The sequence below is a fragment of the Nocardiopsis sp. iso_40 genome (assembly GCF_056173285.1).
The window spans coordinates 182732-199108 of record NZ_CM149666.1 but is presented as its reverse complement, the minus strand read 5'-3'; the positions used below and the strand labels follow the sequence as shown (position 1 = coordinate 199108).

15 protein-coding genes are annotated in these 16377 nt (G+C 71.6%); 9 read left to right on the top strand and 6 right to left on the bottom strand.

Features of this window, described 5'->3' with window-relative positions; genetic code table 11:
- Position 1: 1 nt before the first annotated feature.
- Complete coding sequence (locus AC0VYD_RS00920; RefSeq protein ID WP_475478120.1) at positions 2-655, bottom strand: TetR/AcrR family transcriptional regulator; 654 nt, start codon at positions 653-655, stop codon at positions 2-4.
- A 136-nt stretch (positions 656-791) separates the two neighbouring features.
- Here AC0VYD_RS00920 and AC0VYD_RS00915 point away from each other — a divergent pair, with 136 nt between their 5' ends.
- Entirely contained in the window at positions 792-1580 is a 789-nt protein-coding gene (locus AC0VYD_RS00915) for an SDR family NAD(P)-dependent oxidoreductase (RefSeq protein WP_475478119.1), read from the top strand.
- A 160-nt stretch (positions 1581-1740) separates the two neighbouring features.
- Here AC0VYD_RS00915 and AC0VYD_RS00910 read toward each other — a convergent pair whose 3' ends face one another.
- Entirely contained in the window at positions 1741-3333 is a 1593-nt protein-coding gene (locus AC0VYD_RS00910) for an OmpA family protein (RefSeq protein ID WP_475478118.1), read from the bottom strand.
- Between the two features lie 241 nt (positions 3334-3574).
- On the opposite strand from AC0VYD_RS00910, the gene AC0VYD_RS00905 reads away from it, so the two are divergent.
- The 5 genes from AC0VYD_RS00905 (at position 3575) to AC0VYD_RS00885 (ending at position 8197) form a co-directional block, all read left to right on the top strand.
- The gene (locus tag AC0VYD_RS00905; RefSeq protein WP_475478117.1) at positions 3575-4189 is read left to right on the top strand and encodes a fasciclin domain-containing protein; all 615 of its coding nucleotides are present in this window, start codon (positions 3575-3577) and stop codon (positions 4187-4189) included.
- 89 nt (positions 4190-4278) lie between these two features.
- Positions 4279-5979, top strand: coding sequence for a molybdopterin-dependent oxidoreductase (locus AC0VYD_RS00900; protein ID WP_475480145.1), 1701 nt, complete (start codon positions 4279-4281; stop codon positions 5977-5979).
- A 97-nt stretch (positions 5980-6076) separates the two neighbouring features.
- Entirely contained in the window at positions 6077-6727 is a 651-nt protein-coding gene (locus AC0VYD_RS00895; RefSeq protein ID WP_475478116.1) for a fasciclin domain-containing protein, read from the top strand.
- Positions 6728-6872: 145 nt separating this feature from the next.
- Positions 6873-7463 carry an ECF RNA polymerase sigma factor SigK gene (gene sigK, locus AC0VYD_RS00890; protein WP_452540257.1) on the top strand — a complete coding sequence of 197 codons (591 nt, stop codon included), beginning with the start codon at positions 6873-6875 and terminating at the stop codon, positions 7461-7463.
- Positions 7457-8197: an anti-sigma factor gene (locus AC0VYD_RS00885; protein ID WP_475478115.1), complete on the top strand. Its 741-nt coding sequence runs from the start codon at positions 7457-7459 to the stop codon at positions 8195-8197. Before sigK ends, AC0VYD_RS00885 begins: the two co-directional genes overlap by 7 nt.
- Before the next feature lie 75 nt (positions 8198-8272).
- Here AC0VYD_RS00885 and AC0VYD_RS00880 read toward each other — a convergent pair whose 3' ends face one another.
- Both AC0VYD_RS00880 and AC0VYD_RS00875 read right to left on the bottom strand, forming a co-directional pair.
- Entirely contained in the window at positions 8273-9559 is a 1287-nt protein-coding gene (locus tag AC0VYD_RS00880; protein WP_475478114.1) for an MFS transporter, read from the bottom strand.
- Between the two features lie 371 nt (positions 9560-9930).
- Positions 9931-11208, bottom strand: a complete 1278-nt coding sequence (locus AC0VYD_RS00875; RefSeq protein WP_475478113.1) for an MFS transporter — start codon at positions 11206-11208, stop codon at positions 9931-9933.
- Positions 11209-11396: 188 nt separating this feature from the next.
- Here AC0VYD_RS00875 and AC0VYD_RS00870 point away from each other — a divergent pair, with 188 nt between their 5' ends.
- The 3 genes from AC0VYD_RS00870 (at position 11397) to AC0VYD_RS00860 (ending at position 14563) form a co-directional block, all read left to right on the top strand.
- Positions 11397-11885, top strand: a complete 489-nt coding sequence (locus AC0VYD_RS00870; RefSeq protein ID WP_191273875.1) for an Lrp/AsnC family transcriptional regulator — start codon at positions 11397-11399, stop codon at positions 11883-11885.
- Between the two features lie 108 nt (positions 11886-11993).
- Positions 11994-12884: an amidohydrolase family protein gene (locus tag AC0VYD_RS00865; RefSeq protein ID WP_475478112.1), complete on the top strand. Its 891-nt coding sequence runs from the start codon at positions 11994-11996 to the stop codon at positions 12882-12884.
- A 107-nt stretch (positions 12885-12991) separates the two neighbouring features.
- Positions 12992-14563 carry a long-chain-fatty-acid--CoA ligase gene (locus tag AC0VYD_RS00860; protein ID WP_475478111.1) on the top strand — a complete coding sequence of 524 codons (1572 nt, stop codon included), beginning with the start codon at positions 12992-12994 and terminating at the stop codon, positions 14561-14563.
- 64 nt (positions 14564-14627) lie between these two features.
- Here the strand turns inward: AC0VYD_RS00860 and AC0VYD_RS00855 are convergent, their stop codons facing one another.
- Entirely contained in the window at positions 14628-15422 is a 795-nt protein-coding gene (locus AC0VYD_RS00855) for a VOC family protein (protein WP_475478110.1), read from the bottom strand.
- A 65-nt stretch (positions 15423-15487) separates the two neighbouring features.
- On the bottom strand, positions 15488-16324 hold the full coding sequence (locus AC0VYD_RS00850) for a VOC family protein (protein WP_475478109.1): 837 nt from the start codon (positions 16322-16324) through the stop codon (positions 15488-15490).
- Between the last annotated feature and the right edge of the window lie 53 nt (positions 16325-16377).

The window sequence follows — 16377 nt, the reverse complement described above, 5'->3', positions numbered from 1 at the left end:
CTCAGCCCGGCCCCAGTCCGTCCAGGACGCCCGCCCCCAGGGCACGCAGACAGCGCGTGACCAGCACGGCCGGGCCCTCCTCCCCCAGGGCGGAGGCGTCCCCCGCCGCCCACCTCTCCATCGACAGCCGCACCGCGTCGGTGACCGCCGCCGCGGCCAGGCACAGCACGAGGTCCCCCTCCTCCCGCCCCGTGGCGCGGGCCAGCACCGGCACCAGCAGTTCCTCGGACTCCTGGTTGACCCGGTACCAGACGGCGCGCAGGGAGGCGTCCTCCCGGGCGGCCCGGACCAGGGCGCGGGTCCACTCCAGCGCTTCGGTCTCGTTCTCCCCCCGGGGTGTGAGCGCCTCGGTGATCGAGCGCTCCACCGCCTCGGCCACCCCGTGCCCGGGCTCCAGTTCGCCGAGCCGTTCCCGCCACTGGTCCGCGCCGGTGAGCAGCAGCGGGCCGACCGCCTCCTGCTTGGTCCGGAAGTAGCGGTAGAAGGTGCGCAGCGACACCCCGCAGGCGCGGGCGACGTCCTCGGCCGTGGTGCCGTCCACCCCCCGTTCGGCGAAGAGCGCGGCGGCCGAACGCGCGATCTCCAGTTGGGTGTCGGCCCTGCGGCGTTCGGTGAGGGAGGGGCGCTGCGGCCCCTCGGAGGTCTCGGTGTTCATCACCGCCATCCTATTCCCGCACGCGCCACCATGGCACGGTTTGCATTGGTGGCAAAACGTGCCATCAAGACATAGTGTGCAGTAGAGCGTGTGCGCCCGGGGCACGGAACCGGACGCCGAGAGAGTGGAGAAGGCCATGAACCGTTACGAAGGACGCCGCACCCTGGTGACCGGCGGCGGGTCCGGCATCGGGCAGGCCACGGTGCTGCGGATCCTCGACGAGGGCGGCAGCGTCGTCGCCGCGGACGTGAGCGAGGCCGGACTGAAGGACACCCTGGACCGGGCCGGGAACGGCGCGGACCGGCTGGCCACCGTCGTCATGGACATCGGCGACGAGGATTCCGTGCGCTCAGGGGTGCGCGCCGCCGTCGACGCCCTGGGCGGGCTGGACGCCCTGGTCAACGCGGCGGGCGTCCTGCGTTCCGCACACACCGAGCAGACCTCGCTGGCGGACTTCGAACGGATCCTGCGGATCAACCTGGTCGGCACCTTCCTGGTGATCCGCGAGGCCCTCCCGGCCCTGCGCGGGGGCGAGGGCCCGGCGGTGGTCAACTTCAGCTCCACCTCGGCGGTCTTCGCCCACCCGTACATGGCGGCCTACGCGGCGAGCAAGGGCGGCGTACAGTCCATGACCCACGCGCTGGCCAGCGAATACGCCAAGGAGGGGATCAGGTTCAACTCGGTGCAGCCGGGCTCCGTCTCCAGCGGCATGACCGACGGCAGCGGCGCCAGCGGCCAGAGCCGCGGCCCCGGCCTGCCCGAGGACGCCGACATGGGCCTGTTCGCGAAGCTGTCCCCCGCCCTCGGCGACGGCGGCTTCGCCGGTGCGGACCGGGTGGCGTCGGTGGTGGCGATGCTCGCCTCCGACGACGGCGCCTTCGTCACCGGTACCGAACTCCGCGTCGACGGCGGCACCCACTTCTGACCCGCCGCCCCGGCCGGGCCCCGGGACCCGGCGGGGGAAGCAGACCCGGGAACCCCGCGAACACGAGGGGCCGCCGCAACGGGCGGCGGCCCCTCGCCCGGCGGCCGGGCCGGTCCTCGGCCCCGGGCCGACGCGAGGCGACGGCCCGGGAAGGACGCTGCTAGTAGTCGACCGGGATCTCCTCGAACTCACCGAACGGGCCGGCGCGCAGGGTCAGCTCCTCCACGTCCACCGGGGGCGCGGGGAAGACCGCGACCAGCTCGTGGGTGTTGCCGGGCTGGATCATGTGCACCTCCTCGGCGAAGCTGCTGTAGCGGTTCTCGCCGAAGTCCATCTGCGCCACGTAGCGCACCAGTCCGCTCTCCGGCTCGAACAGCTGGAAGCCGCCGAGCGTGCCCTTGTTGAACTGCTCGGGGCCGCCCGCCACCGTCTCCGAACCGCCCAGCTCGGGGGTGAGGGGTGCGTCGGTGGTGTTGGTCATCGCCACGGTGCCGATGACGTAGGCGCCGTCCCGGCGGAGCGGGTAGACCTCCAGGCGTACCCCGCCCTCCTCGCCCTCGGCGACCAGGGAGCCCGGGTCGTCGCTGTAGGGCGCGGGCCAGGTGACGTTGCGCTGGGCCGCGCCCAGGCCGTCGTCGTCGTACTCCTCCTCCTCGGTCGCCTCGACCGTGGGGTTGAAGACGTAGGAGAACTCGACCCGGCGGTTGCGGGCGCGCGCCTGCTCGTCGTCGGGGCCGCCCTCGCGCGCGATGGGCTCGCGCTTGCCCCGCCCCTCGACCTCCAGGCTGTAGTCGGTGCCGAGCTCCTCCGCGAGCAGGTCGCGCACGGACTCGGCGCGCTCCACCGACAGGTTGTCGTTGTAGGCGTCGTCCCCGATGCCGTCCGTGTGGCCGATGACGGTGATGGTGGGGTCGTCGGGGTCGACGTTGTCCGCCAGCGTGGTGGCAGCGCGCCGCACCACGTCGGCCGCGCTCTCGGTCAGGTCCGAGCGGTCGAACTCGAACATCACGTCCGAGTGCAGCGAGATGATCTCGCGGTCGCCGTCACGGGTGGTGGAGGCGACCTCGGAGTCGACGAAGCTCTGCACCCACCCCTCGTCGGCCTGTGCGTCCTCGTCGGGGGCCCGGTTGGCGAAGGTGAGGTTCTCGCCTCGTCCGGGCGGGTTGTCGAGGGTGAGGTGGTCCGGTCCGTTGGGGTTCTCCGGGGCCTCCCGCTCGGCCTCCACGTCCTGGATCGGGATACCGGTCATGGCGCCCAGGCCGCTGCCGACGAAGGTCACCTGCGCGACCTCGTCGGGGATGCGCGGGAAGTAGCGGGTGTACTCGTTGGTGACCCCGTCGTGCACGGGGTAGAGGCCGTCCCCGTTCGGGCTCTCCGAGCCGTACTTGAGGCCTTCCCCGTCGAGGAACTGCCGGTACACCCGGCCGGTGAGCGGGTCGACGAGGGTGTGCGCCATGCTCAGGTTCCGGTTGGGCCCGGTGAAGTCGTCCAGGTAGGTGACCTCGTAGTGCATGACCGTGTACTCGTCGGTCCGCTCCAGGCCGGTGATCGAGAAACGCATCTCGGCGTCCTGGCCGGTGTCCTGGAAGATGCGGCCCTCACGGACGTAGGGGAACTCCTCCCTGACCTCCGGCGGACCCGACGCGTCGCCGAAGGTCTCGGACCACCAGTCGGACACAGGGGTACAGCCGCTGAGCAGGAGGCTGCCCGAGACCATGAGCGCGACCACGGTGAGGGGCGTCTTCCGCGCCATGTGGGGGAACTCCGATCGTTGAGGAGACGTACGGGCAACATCCTGCAGCACTCGTGGGGCCGAACCGACCACAGCGTCCCGGTAGGACCGCCGTCGACCGTCCTGGCCAGGGGTGATCCCTATGGGGGATTCTTCGGTTACCGGCACCTGCCGAAACGGGTGAGTCGGACACCGCACAACCGGCATCAGTCACGTAGAGTTACAGTTCTGTTACCAAGGGAGATCCCTCGGAGGCGTGAAGATGCGCAAGACCACCCTCGCCTCGGCCGCGGCGGCCCTCGTGCTGGTTCTGGCCGCCTGCGGCGGCGGTGACCGGGACCAGGCCGGGCAGGGAGCCGCCCGGGAGACCCCGCGGGAGGCTTCGGCCGACGTCGGGGGCGCGGCGGAGCCCTTCGGCCCCGGATGCTCGGACTTCCCCGGCGAGGGGGCGGGAAGCTTCGACGAGATGGCCGGGCAGCCGTTCGCCACGGCCATCGCCGACAGCCCGGTCCTGGGCAACCTGTCCGAGGCCCTGGAGCGGGCCGGACTCAGCGAGGACCTGGACGCGGCCGAGGGGCTCACCGTGTTCGCACCCACCGACGACGCCTTCGACATGTATCCGGACGGGGAGATGGACGACATCCTCGGGAACCCGGAGGGCCTGGCGTACGTGCTCAACCAGCACGTGGTCGAGGGACGGGTCCCGACCGAGGAGCTGGACGGGAGCGTGTTCGACTCCCGCAACGGCGGACTGCTGCGCGCCACCGCCTCGGACGGCGAGTACACCGTCAACGGCTACGCACCCGTGGTCTGCGGTGACGTCCGGACCGCCAACGCCACGGTCCACGTGGTGGGCATGCTCCTCCTCCCCTCCTGAGCGGTGCCCGCAGAGTCCGCCGGAGCCCGTCGAAAAAGAAACCGAGAAAAAAAGCCATGCCCACCAATCCGTTCCCGCGCCGGCCCCGAATGCCCCACGTGAACACCAGGACACGTGGGGAAAAGAACCGGTCACACGGCGGACGGCGAACTGCCGTCGGTGTGGCGACCGGCCTGATCGTCGTCGCAACGGCGCTCGGTTTCGGCGAACTCGCCGCCGGGCTCCTGCGCGCGACCTCTCCCGTGGTCACGGTCGGCGACGCGCTCGTCGACAACAGTCCCCCGTTCCTCATGGAGTGGGCGATCTCGCTCTTCGGTACGGCTGACAAGGCCGTCCTGATCACCGGAGTGCTGGTCGTCCTCGTGTTGGTCGGGGCGGTGCTCGGTGTCGTGGCTCTGCGCCGCCCCCTGGTGGGGTACGCGGGACTGCTGGTGTTCGCGGCGGCGGGGCTCGCCGCCGTCGTCCTCCGCCGTGCCGACGACCTGGGGGCGGCTTCGGCCGTGGTCGTCGGTACGGCGGCGGCAGCCGTGGCCCTCGCCCTCCTGCTGAGGAAGGCGCGATCCCTCACCGGCCCGCCGAACGGGACCGAAGCAGGCAGCGAGGAGGAGGACGCCCACGGGACCGCGCAGGGGTCCGGCCCCGTGGGCCCGGAAGGGGAGGACGAGCCGATGGCGGACGCGGAGGGCGCCACGACCGCCGCCCCCGCTCCCGGACCGGACCGCGGACCGGGCAGGCGCGGTTTCGTCCTCACCGCGGCGGGGGTCCTCGCCGCCGCCGGATCCGCCGGCGCCCTCGGACGCTGGCTGCCCTCCCTGACGTCCGGCGCGGGTTCCCGGGCCGAACTGGCCCTGCCCGCGCCCGCCTCGGCCCTGCCCCCGCTGCCGGCCGGCGCCGACCTCGGCATCCCCGGACTGGCCCGCTTCACCACCCCGAACAAGGACTTCTACCGGATCGACACCGCGCTCACCATCCCGAGGCTGGACTCCACCCGGTGGACGCTGCGCGTGCACGGCATGGTGGACCGCCCCTTCGAGATCGACATGGACGAACTGCTGTCCCGTCAGCTCGTCGAGGCGGACATCACCCTGGCCTGCGTGTCCAACCAGGTCGGCGGGGACCTGGTGAGCAACACCCGGTGGCTCGGCTTCCCCCTCGCCGACCTGCTGCGCGAGGCCGGGGTCCGATCCGGCGCCGACCAGATCCTCAGCACCTCCAGTGACGGCTGGACCTGCGGAACGCCCACCGAGGTCGTCATGGACGGCCGCGACGCGCTCCTGGCCGTCGGCATGGGCGGGGAACCCCTCCCCCACGTCAACGGCTACCCAGCGCGGATGGTGGTGCCCGGCCTGTACGGCTTCGTCAGCGCCACCAAGTGGGTCACCGACATCAAACTGACCCGTTTCTCCGACGAACAGGCCTACTGGGCCCAGCGCGGCTGGGGGGTGCGGGCACCGGTCAAGACCATGTCCCGGGTCGACGTGCCCGCCCCGCTCGGCCGGGTCGACTCCGGCGAGGTCGTACTGGCCGGGGTCGCCTGGGCCCAGCACCGCGGGATCGACGCGGTGGAGGTGCGGGTGGACGACGGCGACTGGTGGGAGGCCGAACTCGCCGCCGTCCCCGGGATCGACACCTGGGTCCAGTGGGTCGCCGAGACCACCCTCGACCCCGGCAACCACTCCGTCCAGGTCAGGGCCACCGATTCCACGGGCTTCACCCAGCCCGCCGAAAGGGTGGACCCGATCCCCGACGGTGCCACCGGCTGGCACCGCATCCAGTTCACGGCGACCTGAGGCCCGGTCCCGGGCCGCCGGAGAGAACACCAGACCAACAGACCATCACGGACAGCAACAAACCGGACACGAAGAAGTAATGACAAGGGAGAGAACAATGATCCGCAAGAGCGCGCTCACCACCACCGCCGCGGCCGCCGCCCTCGCCTTCGGCCTGACCGCCTGCGGCGGCATGGACGACAGCGGCACCGAGGAGAACACCGAGACCGGTAGCGCCGAGGAGACCGAGGGCACCGGGATGGACGAGAACATGGACGAGAGCACCGAGACCGCGGGCGAGAACTTCGGCCCGGGCTGCGCCGAGGTGCCCGAGGACGGTGACGGCAGCTTCGAGGGCATGGCCCAGGACCCGGTCGCCACCGCTGCCTCCAACAACCCGCTGCTGTCCACGCTGGTCACCGCCGTGGGCGAGGCCGACCTGGTCGACACGCTGAACTCGGCCGAGGACATCACCGTCTTCGCGCCCACCAATGACGCGTTCGACAAGATCCCCGAGGAGGACCTGAACGCCCTCCTCGAGGACCAGGAGCAGCTCACCGAGGTGCTGACCTACCACGTGGTCGAGGGCGAGCAGGCCCCCGACGCGCTGGAGGACGGCACGTTCACCTCGCTCCAGGGCGACGACGTCACCACGGAGGGCTCCGGCGAGGAGTTCACGGTGAACGGCAACTCGAAGGTGGTCTGCGGCAACGTCCAGACCTCCAACGCGACCGTCTACATCGTCGACACGGTCCTGATGCCCTCCTAGTGGGAGGCTGTTCCGGCCTGAGGCCCCCGGGCGGTCCGAGCGTTGACGCCGGGCCGTCCGGGTCCAGGTCCGGGACCCGGGGGCGGCGCCCGCGCCGCCCCCGTTCCGAGCGAAGAGCCGTACCCCCGAGACGAGAAGGGTTCAGATGGACAGGGCAGCAGCGGTACCGCGGGAGGCGGCCGATGCCGTTCCACCTGGGCTGGAGGAGCTGCTGCTCCTGGTCGCACGCGGCGACGAACGGGCCTTCGGCCGGGTCTACGACCTGATCAGCCCGTCCGTCTACGGCCTGGTGCGCCGTATCCTGCGCGATCCGGCCCAGTCGGAGGAGGTAGCCCAGGAGGTCATGGTCGAGGTGTGGCGCAGCGCCTGCCGCTACGACGCCCGCAGGGGGAGCCCGCAGGCCTGGGTGATGACCCTCGCCCACCGCAGGGCGGTGGACCGGGTGCGCTCGGAGCAGGCCAACAGCGACCGCGAGGCCAGGGCGGCCGCCGCGGGCACCGAGCGCCCCTACGACGAGGTGGCCGAGGAGGCCACCAACAGGCTCGAACGAGAACGGGTGCGCCGATGTCTGGACACCCTGACCGAACTCCAGGAGCAGTCGGTGCGGCTGGCCTTCTACGGCGGGTACTCCTACCGTGAGGTGGCCAAGCTGCTGTCCGCGCCCCTGGGAACCATCAAGACGCGCATGCGTGACGGACTTATCAGGCTGAGGGACTGTTTGGGGGTGGAATGGTGAGAAGGACGCTCAACCAGGACCTGCACACGCTGTCGGGCGCCTACGCTCTGAACGCCCTCACCCCGACCGAGAGCGTCCGTTTCGAGGACCATCTCGCCGACTGCGACTCCTGCGTACAGGAGGTCCGGGGTTTCACCGAGACCTCCGCCCTGCTGGCGTCGGCGACCGCGCAGACGCCCCCCGCCGAGCTGCGGGAACGGGTGCTGGAGGAGGTCGCGCGGACCCGCCAACTCGCCCCGGCGCCCGAACGCCTGCCCGAGCCCCGGCGGCGCGGCTGGCCCTGGGCTCTCGGGCTGGCCCTGGCCGCCTGCCTGGCCGCGGTCCTGGCCCTGGGTGCGCTGGTGGTCGAACAGCGCCGTCAGGTGGATGAGCTCCGGGCCAACGAACAGCAGATCGCCGCGGTGATCTCGGCGCCGGACGCGGTCTCCACCAGCGCCCAGCCGATGGAGGGCGTGAACGTCACCGTCGTGCACTCGGAGAGCCTGGGCAACCTGGTGTTCAGCGCGCACGGCCTGGAACAGCTGCACGACGAGGACTACCAGCTCTGGCTGACCCGGGACGACGGCACCGTGTACTCGGCCGGCCTGATCTCCGTCGACGACTCGGGGTTCGTGCTGCCGGTGCTCGCGGAGCCGGACGAGCTGACCGAGGGCGTCGCGGTGACCATCGAGCCCGAGGGAGGTTCGCAGCAGCCCACCGCCGAGCCGGTGATGGCGATGCCGGTCACGGGCTGACCCGCCGACCCGGGAGTTCCCTCCTGCGGCCCCGCCCCTCGGCGGGGCCGCTCCGTTTCCGGGGCCGGGTCGCGGTCAGGGAACCGCGATCTCCTCCGGCCGGGGCAGGTCACGTGTGGTGGGGCCGAGCGTGAACAGGGCGGCCAGCGCCGAAACGACGGCCATCATCAAAAAGACCGGGGACGGCCCGGCCAGGTCGAAGACGATCCCCACGGTGAGGATCCCGACCGGCTGGGACAGCAGGGACATGAACGTCACCGCGCCGAGCGCCCGCCCCTGGTGGTGGTCGGGCACGGAGGTCGCGACGTAGCCGTAGAACACCGCGTTCACACACGGAACCGCGGCGAACACGCAGCCCGCGATCAGCCCGAGCGAGAGCACGCCCGGGGCGGCCAGGAGCGCCAGCGCGCACACGGGGGCGAGCCAGGCGGTGAAGAGCAGGATCACCGTGGGCCGCACCCAGCGCACGACGGTCCCCGCGACCAGGGCGCCGAACAGACCGCCGGTCCCCGCCAGGGAGACGGTCAGGCCGACCACGAGGTTGTCGGCCCCCCGGTCGTCGGCCGTGGCGATGAGCGCCAGGAACACCCCGGTCTGGGTGAAGGCGACGTTGAAACCGACGATCCACAGCATCATCGGCCGCAGGATCGGGTGCCTGGCCAGCAGTGCGAAGCCGCTCACCGAGCCGCGCAGGCTCCACCGCTCCGTCTCGGCCGGGCGGTCGGCCTGCATGGGCCTGCGGATGCGCAGGATCAGGGCCGCGGACAGCAGGTAGAAGAAGGCTTCGCCCAGGAAGGGGAAGGCCCGGCCCAGGCTGAAGAGGAACCCGGCGACGGGCGCGCCGAGGGCGGTCGTGGTGAAGAAGCGGATCTGGTTCTGCGCGGCCGCGTCAGCCATCTGCGACGGCGGCACGAGCTGTTTGACCGCGGCCATGGCGACCGGGTTGGAGACCCCCATCAGCGCTGAGGACACCACCGCCACACAGACCACCAGGGTGACCGTCGCGTAGCCGCCGAACAGCGCGGCGGCGAAGGAGACGAGGAGGAGCAGACGGCCGAGGTCGCAGACCAGCAGTACGGTGCGCCGGTCGACCCTGTCGGCGAGTGCCCCGCCGAGCACCGCCGTGACCATGGCGGTGGCCACCTGGGCGGCGCCGACGGCTCCGGCCTGGGCCGCCGACCCGGCCAGCAGCAGCATGAGGAGGGGGTAGGCGACCTCGCCGCTCTCCTTGCCCAGGCCCGCGAGGAAGCGGCTCGTCCACAGGGCCTGGAAGTCCTGGTTGCGCAGGAGGGGTGCGGCCGCGGCCGCACCGTCCACCGGCGGGGCCGGGAGCGGGTGCGGCTTTCGCCGTTCCATCGTCATGGCGTGTGGGCCCCCGTCGTGTTCCCCGAGGGGGTCGGGACGGCCCGGGATCCCGCTCCGGGCATCGGTCCTGTCGCCCCCGGCACGGTGTGCATGCGGTTCGCGGGTGTCAGGTGCGGAATGCGGAAAGCACGAAGGAGGGTGTTTCGGGGGGTGGGTTGCTCATGTCGCCATTATGCGCCTGTTGTGGGCATCAGCGAGCTTTTGAGTAAGTATGTGGCGCCTATTCAGGGAAATGGCCACTATCGGCCTCATGTGCACCGTTCGGGGCTTCGTGCGTCCCGCGCCCGGCGGCGCCCTCCGGAAGGTGCCACCGCTCCGGAGGGCGCCGTACCGGGCCCCGCCCGCGACCGGACCGTGCGGTGCGCGGCCTAGTCGTGCAGGAGCTCCTCGGCCCGGCGGCCGGGGAGGTGCCCCTGGGCCGCGGCCTCGATCGTCCACGGCGTGCGTTCGACGTAGGCGACCACGAAGGCCACGAGCAGCGACCCTCCGGCGATCAGCGCGTAGGAGGCGGTCCACCCGCCGGTGAGTTCGCCGAGGAGGCCGAACAGCAGCGGACCCCCCAGTGCGATACCGCTGCCCGCGCCCTGGACGAACCCGGAGAGGGCGGCGGCGCCCTGCGGGGTGGCGCTCCGCGCGTTGATCATGGTCATGGTGACCACGAACAGGCTGGTGCCCAGGCCGAGGAAGAGGGCCCACACCGGAACGAACTGCGGCGCCAGGGCCACACCGAGGTAGCCGACCGCGTAGCCGCCCAGCCCCAGGGCGACGATCGGGAAGGTGTTGGCCGCCCGGAGGGTGACGGTGGGTGCGACGAGGCCGAACAACAGGCTGGTGCCGACCATCAGCGAGACCATGCTCCCGGCCATGGCAGCGCTGTGCCCGGCGTCGGTGAGCAGGGCGGGGAGCCACGTGAACAGCGTGAAGACGTTCCAGGTGACCATGCCGAACAGCAGTGCCATCCGCCAGGCCATGCCCACCCGCCAGATCGGACGGGCCAGGGCCGCCCCGCCGGAGGGGGCGGGGGCCCGGGGCGCGGTGGACCCGGACCCGGCCCACTGGAAGGCCCACAGCACGGCCGCGGCCAGGGCCAGGAGGGACCAGGAGCCCAGGGCCACCCGCCATCCGGCGACCTCGGCCAGGGGGACGGCGACCAGGGGCGGGAAGAGGGCGCCGATGTGGATGGCGACCATCTGAACGGTGCTCAGGGTGGCCAGCCGGTCCGGGAAGTACTGCTTGATGAGCGGAGGCAGCACGACGTTGCCCAGGGCGGCGCCGGTGAGCGCGACCCCGGTGAGCAGCAGCAGGGTTCCGGTGTCGGGCGCGAAGGCGCGCAGGACCTGGCCCGCGCCTGCCAGCAGCATGCTGAGCGCGGCCGTGGCCTCGGGACCCAGGCGGCGCATGATCGCTGGGGTGACCAGGCCGAAGACCGCGAAGGCGATCAGCGGCAGGGTGCCGAAGACGCCGACGACGGTGGCGGCGAAGCCGAACTCCGCCCCCACCGTGGTCAACAGCGGGGACAGCGAGGTGACCACGAGGCGCAGGTTGAGCGCCGCGCAGACGATGGCGACCAGGGCCAGGATACGGCCCCGTAGTTCCGGGCGTACCGACGATCGGTCGGTGACGGCCACGACAGAGGAAGGTCTCATGGTGAAGGACGTCCCTTTGTGTTGCGGTGGTGCGGCGTTGCACCAGAGCGGGGCCGACCGGCGGGCGACACTGCCGTCCAGGGAAGGGTCTCTTCCTGGCGAGCCAAATACGACCTTTTCGCTTAAATGTTACGCATGCTCCGGAGTCAAACACAACAACCCGTATTAAGTACGGGTAAACTGCGTTCATGGCTGATCTTGACGAACTAGATACGGCGATCCTGGCCGAACTCCAGTCAGACGCACGAAAAACCAACCGCGACGTGGCCGCGGCGGTGGGCGCATCGCCCACGACCACGCTGGACAGGACCCGCGCGCTGCGGGAGAAGGGTGTGATTCGGGGCTCACTGCTGGACGTGGACCTCGAACTCATCGGACGTCCGGTCCAGGCGCTCATCACCGTGAGTGTGGTGAAGCCCTCCCGGCACAACATCGAGGCCTTCCGCGACTGGGTCAGGGCCCTGCCGGACACCCTGTCGGTCTTCGTCACCTCCGGGAACGAGGACTTCCTGGTGCACGTGGCCCTGCCGGACAACAACAGCCTGTACGCCTTCGTCGTGGACAAGCTGACCGAACGCCCCGAGGTCGCCGACGTGCGCGCCTCGATCGTCTACGAACACCTGCGCAACAACCGGATCGCCCCGGCCAACGCCCGGGCCCACCGCCGCCACCACTGACCCGGCGGCCCACGGCCACCACGGATCCAGCGGCCTCCGACCGGCAGGAGGGACCCGCCGGGCCCACCCGGACACCCGGCCCGGCGGGCCCGTCGTAGGCTGGCCGATGTGACTGGAGTCTCATCGCCTCCCGGGGCCGACGAGAGCGCCGAGATCCGCCGGCTCTGGCAGGGCCTCGGACTCCCCGGCCTCGTGGACGTGCACACGCACTTCATGCCCGACAACGTCCTGCGCAAGGTGTGGGACCACTTCGACGCCCTGGGGCAGGGCGTCTGGCCCATCACCTACCGAGAGACGCAGGAGGACCGCGTCGCCCTGCTGAGGGCCTTCGGGGTCCGGTACTTCACCGCGCTCTCCTACCCGCACCGGCCCGGCATGGCCAGCTGGCTCAACGACTGGGGCGCCGGCTTCGCCGCCCGGCACCCCGACTCGCTGCGCAGCGCCACCTTCTTCCCCGAGCCCGAGGCCGTGGACTACGTGGCCGAGGCGATCGGCTCGGGGGCGCGGATCTTCAAGGCCCACCTCCAGGTCGGCGGCTACGACCCGAGGAACCCCCTGCTCAGCGGCGTCTGGGGAGCCCTCGCCGACTCCGGGACCCCGGTCGTGGTGCACTGCGGGTCCGGCCCCCTGCCCGGTGAGTTCACCGGACCCGGACCCTTCTCCGAGGTCCTCCGGTCCCACCCGGGCCTGACCGCCGTGGTCGCCCACGCGGGTGCCCCCGAGTACTCGGCCTTCCTGGACCTGGCCGAACGGTACGACCGCGTCCACCTGGACACCACCATGGCGTTCACCCCGTTCATCGAACGCCTGGCCCCCTACCCCCGGGCCGAACTCCCCCGGCTCCGGGACCTGGGGCACCGCGTCCTGCTGGGCACCGACTTCCCGAACATCCCCTACTCCTACGGCGAGCAGCTGCGGGTCCTGGTCGAACTGGACCTGGGCCCCGACTGGCTCCGAGGGGTCCTGCACGACAACGCCGCCGGGCTCTTCGGGCTGTGAACCCGGACGACCGCTCCGGCGCGGCGCCACCGGGCCGACGCCCCGGACCGCACAACGAACCGCTCCGACACAGCACCACAGGCAGCACCACACACAGAGAGGGCACGATGGAACTCACCCTGACCCCCCTGGAGTTCGCCCGCCGCACCCGCAGGCTGTACCCGCGGCGTGAGGCGGTGGTCGACAGGGAGTTCCGGCTGACCTACGAACAGTTCTTCGACCGCTGCGACCGCTGGTCGTCCGCCCTCCAGGGCATGGGCGTGGAGCACGGCGACCGGGTCGCCTACATCGCACCCAACACCCACGCGCAACTGGAGTCCTTCTACGCGGTGCCGCAACTGGGCGCCGTCCTCGTCCCGGTCAACTTCCGCCTGACCGCCGACGACTTCGTCTACATCGTCAACCACTCCGGCGCCAAGGTGCTGTGCGTGCACTCCGACCAGCTCGACGCGGTCGACGGCGTACGCGACCGGATGCCGGACGTGGAGCGGTTCGTGGCCCTGGAGGGCACCCGCCCCGGCTGGGAGGACTACGAGTCCCTGGTCGCCGCGTCCGACCCCGGCTTCACACGCCCGGAGATCGCGGAGACGGACCTGCTGACCATCAACTACACCTCGGGGACCACCGCCCGCCCCAAGGGTGTGATGATCACCCACCGCAACGCGTACATGAACTCGGTGGGCACCCTGCTGCACCTGCGCATCGGGCTCGGCGAGAAGTACCTGTGGACCCTGCCGATGTTCCACGCCAACGGCTGGACCTACACCTGGACGGTCACGGCGGCCGGAGGCACCCACGTGTGCCTGCCCGCCATGGACCCGGCGAAGGTGTTCGAGCTGATCCGCACCGAGGAGGTCACCTGGCTGTGCGCGGCCCCCACGGTGCTGATCATGCTCTCCAACACCCCCGACGCCACCCGCGGCCCCGTCCCCGCCGGGGTGCACGTGGTCACCGCCGGAGCCTCGCCCGCGGCCGAGACCATCGAGCGGCTGGAGGAGGACTTCGGCTGGACCGTCACCCACGTGTACGGGCTCACCGAGACCACTCCCTTCATCACCGTCTGCGAACCCCGCCCCGAGCACCGGGACCTGCCCGTGCGCGAACGCGGCGCGGTCAAGGCCCGCCAGGGCGTCGAGCTGATCACCTCCGGCGAGCTCCGCGTGGTCGACGGGTCCGGCGCCGAGGTGCCCTGGGACGGGACCACGGTCGGCCAGATCACCGTGCGCGGAAACGTCGTGATGAAGGGCTACTACAACGACCCCGAGGCCACCGAGAAGGCGATGGGTGACGGCTGGTTCCGCACCGGCGACGCCGCCGTCACCCACCCGGACGGCTACGTGGAGATCCAGGACCGCATCAAGGACGTGATCATCTCCGGCGGGGAGAACATCTCCTCGGTCGAGGTGGAGGGGGTTCTGCTACGCCACCCGGCGGTGCTGGAGGCGGCGGTCGTGGGCGTCCCGCACGAGCGCTGGGGCGAGACCCCGCGCGCCTGCGTGGTACTGCGCGAGGGGGCCGCGGCGACGGAGGAGGAGGTCATCGCCTTCGCCCGCGACAACCTCGCGCACTTCAAGGCCCCCACCCAGGTGGAGTTCGTGCGGCAGCTACCCAAGACCGCCACCGGCAAGATCCAGAAGTTCGTGCTGCGCGGCGGCGCCTCCGCCGTGGCCCGGCAGTAGGGGACGGCGGCGGCTCGTCCCGGGCAGCGGCACCGACGCACGGCGTCGGGGCCGCTGCCCGGGGCTAACCGGGGTCCGGGGTGAGCAGGACGAACCCCGCGCCGAGCGGGTCGGAGCACACCGCCAGCCGTCCCACCCCCGGTACGTCGTCCGGGCCCATGTGCACCCGGCCCCCGGCGGCCTCCACCTCGGCGGCGGACCTGTCGCAGTCGGCGGCGTGGAAGACCGGGTGCCAGTCGGCCCGCCCCTGCGTCTGCGGCAGGTCGGCCGGGGCCACGCCCATGATCCCGCCGAAGTACCGGTCCTCACCCAGCCCCGCCGGGCGAACCGTCGAGTAGACGCCCTGGCCGCCGGGCAGCTCGACGTCGTTGAACTCCCAGCCGAACAGACCGCCGTAGAACTCCCTGGCGCCCTGCGCCGAGGGCGTCCACAGCTCGGTCCACATGACGGTGTTCGGGCCGTCGGTCCGCTCCATGCCCGGCAGTGTTCCGGCCTCCCAGAGCGCGACCGTCCCGCCCTGCGGGTCGGCCAGGTGGGCCGTCCGGCCCAGCCCCGTCACGTCCACGGGTTCGACGAGGGCGGTCGCGCCGAGCTCCCGGGCCCGCTGGAAGGACATCTCCAGGTCCGGTGTGTTGTGGTAGACCGACCAGGTGACGGGGTGGGCCGCGTCCGTCCGGGGCCCGAGCCCGCCGATCAGCGCCCCCTCGTACAGGATTTTCCGGTACCCGCCGGCGTCCGGTCCGGCCGACTCGGCGGTCCAGCCGAACACCCTCCCGTAGAACTCGACCGCGCGGTCCGCGTCCGAGGTGGTCAGCTCGACCCAACAGGGCGAACCGATCACGTAGTCGGTGGTGATCATGCCTGCCTCCCGTAGTGGCTCCCCACGAGTGTGCTCCGGGGTACCGACAGTCCGGGGCCGCTCCCTCAGGACCGGCCCGGCCCCACCAGTCCCTCCTCCGGGTGGAGCCGCCCCGCGCCCGGGTCGAGCACGACGAACCCGGCGGAGAAGGGGTCGGAGCACACCGCCAGCCGCCCCACCCCCGGCGCGTCCTCGGGGCCCATGTGCACCTGGCCCCCGGCCGTCTTGACCGCGGCGGCGGCCTCGTCGCAGTCGGCGACCTGGAACACCGGATGCCAGTCGGCCCGCCCCTCGGCCTGCGGCAGCTGGTCAGCCGCCATGTCCATCAGTCCGCCGAAGTACCGGTCGTCGCCCAGACCCGCCGGGCGGGCCGTCGAGTAGACGCCCTGGTCCCCGGGCAGCTCGACGTCCTTGAACTCCCAGCCGAACAGACCGCCGTAGAACTCCTTGGCGCCCTGCGCCGAGGGCGTCCACAGCTCCACCCAGCAGAGCGTGTTCGGCCGGTCCACGGCCTGCGCACTGGTGAAGGTTCCGGGCTGCCAGAGCGTGAACCAGCCGCCCTGGGGGTCGGTGATGTGCGCCAGCTGGCCGAACTCGAACAGCGCCGTCGGCTCCACCAGGACCGTCCCGCCGAGCTCCTGGGCCCGCAGGGCCGCGGCCTCGATGTCGGGGACCCAGAACTGTACGCCCCACTCGGGGGGCTCGTCCTCGTCGATACGCGGACCGATCCCCGCCACGGCGGCGCCGTCGGAGTTCATGACCCTGTAGCCGGCCATGCGGGCGCCCGCGGACACGGCCTGCCAGCCGAACACCCTCCCGTAGAAGTCGGCCGAGGCCTCGATGTCCGTGGCTCCCAGATCAAGCCAGCAGGGCGAGCCCGTGACGAAATCGGTCGTGATCATGCTGCCTCCCGTCGCTGCTCTCCTCCGAGTCTGGGGCCGAACACCGCTCCCGT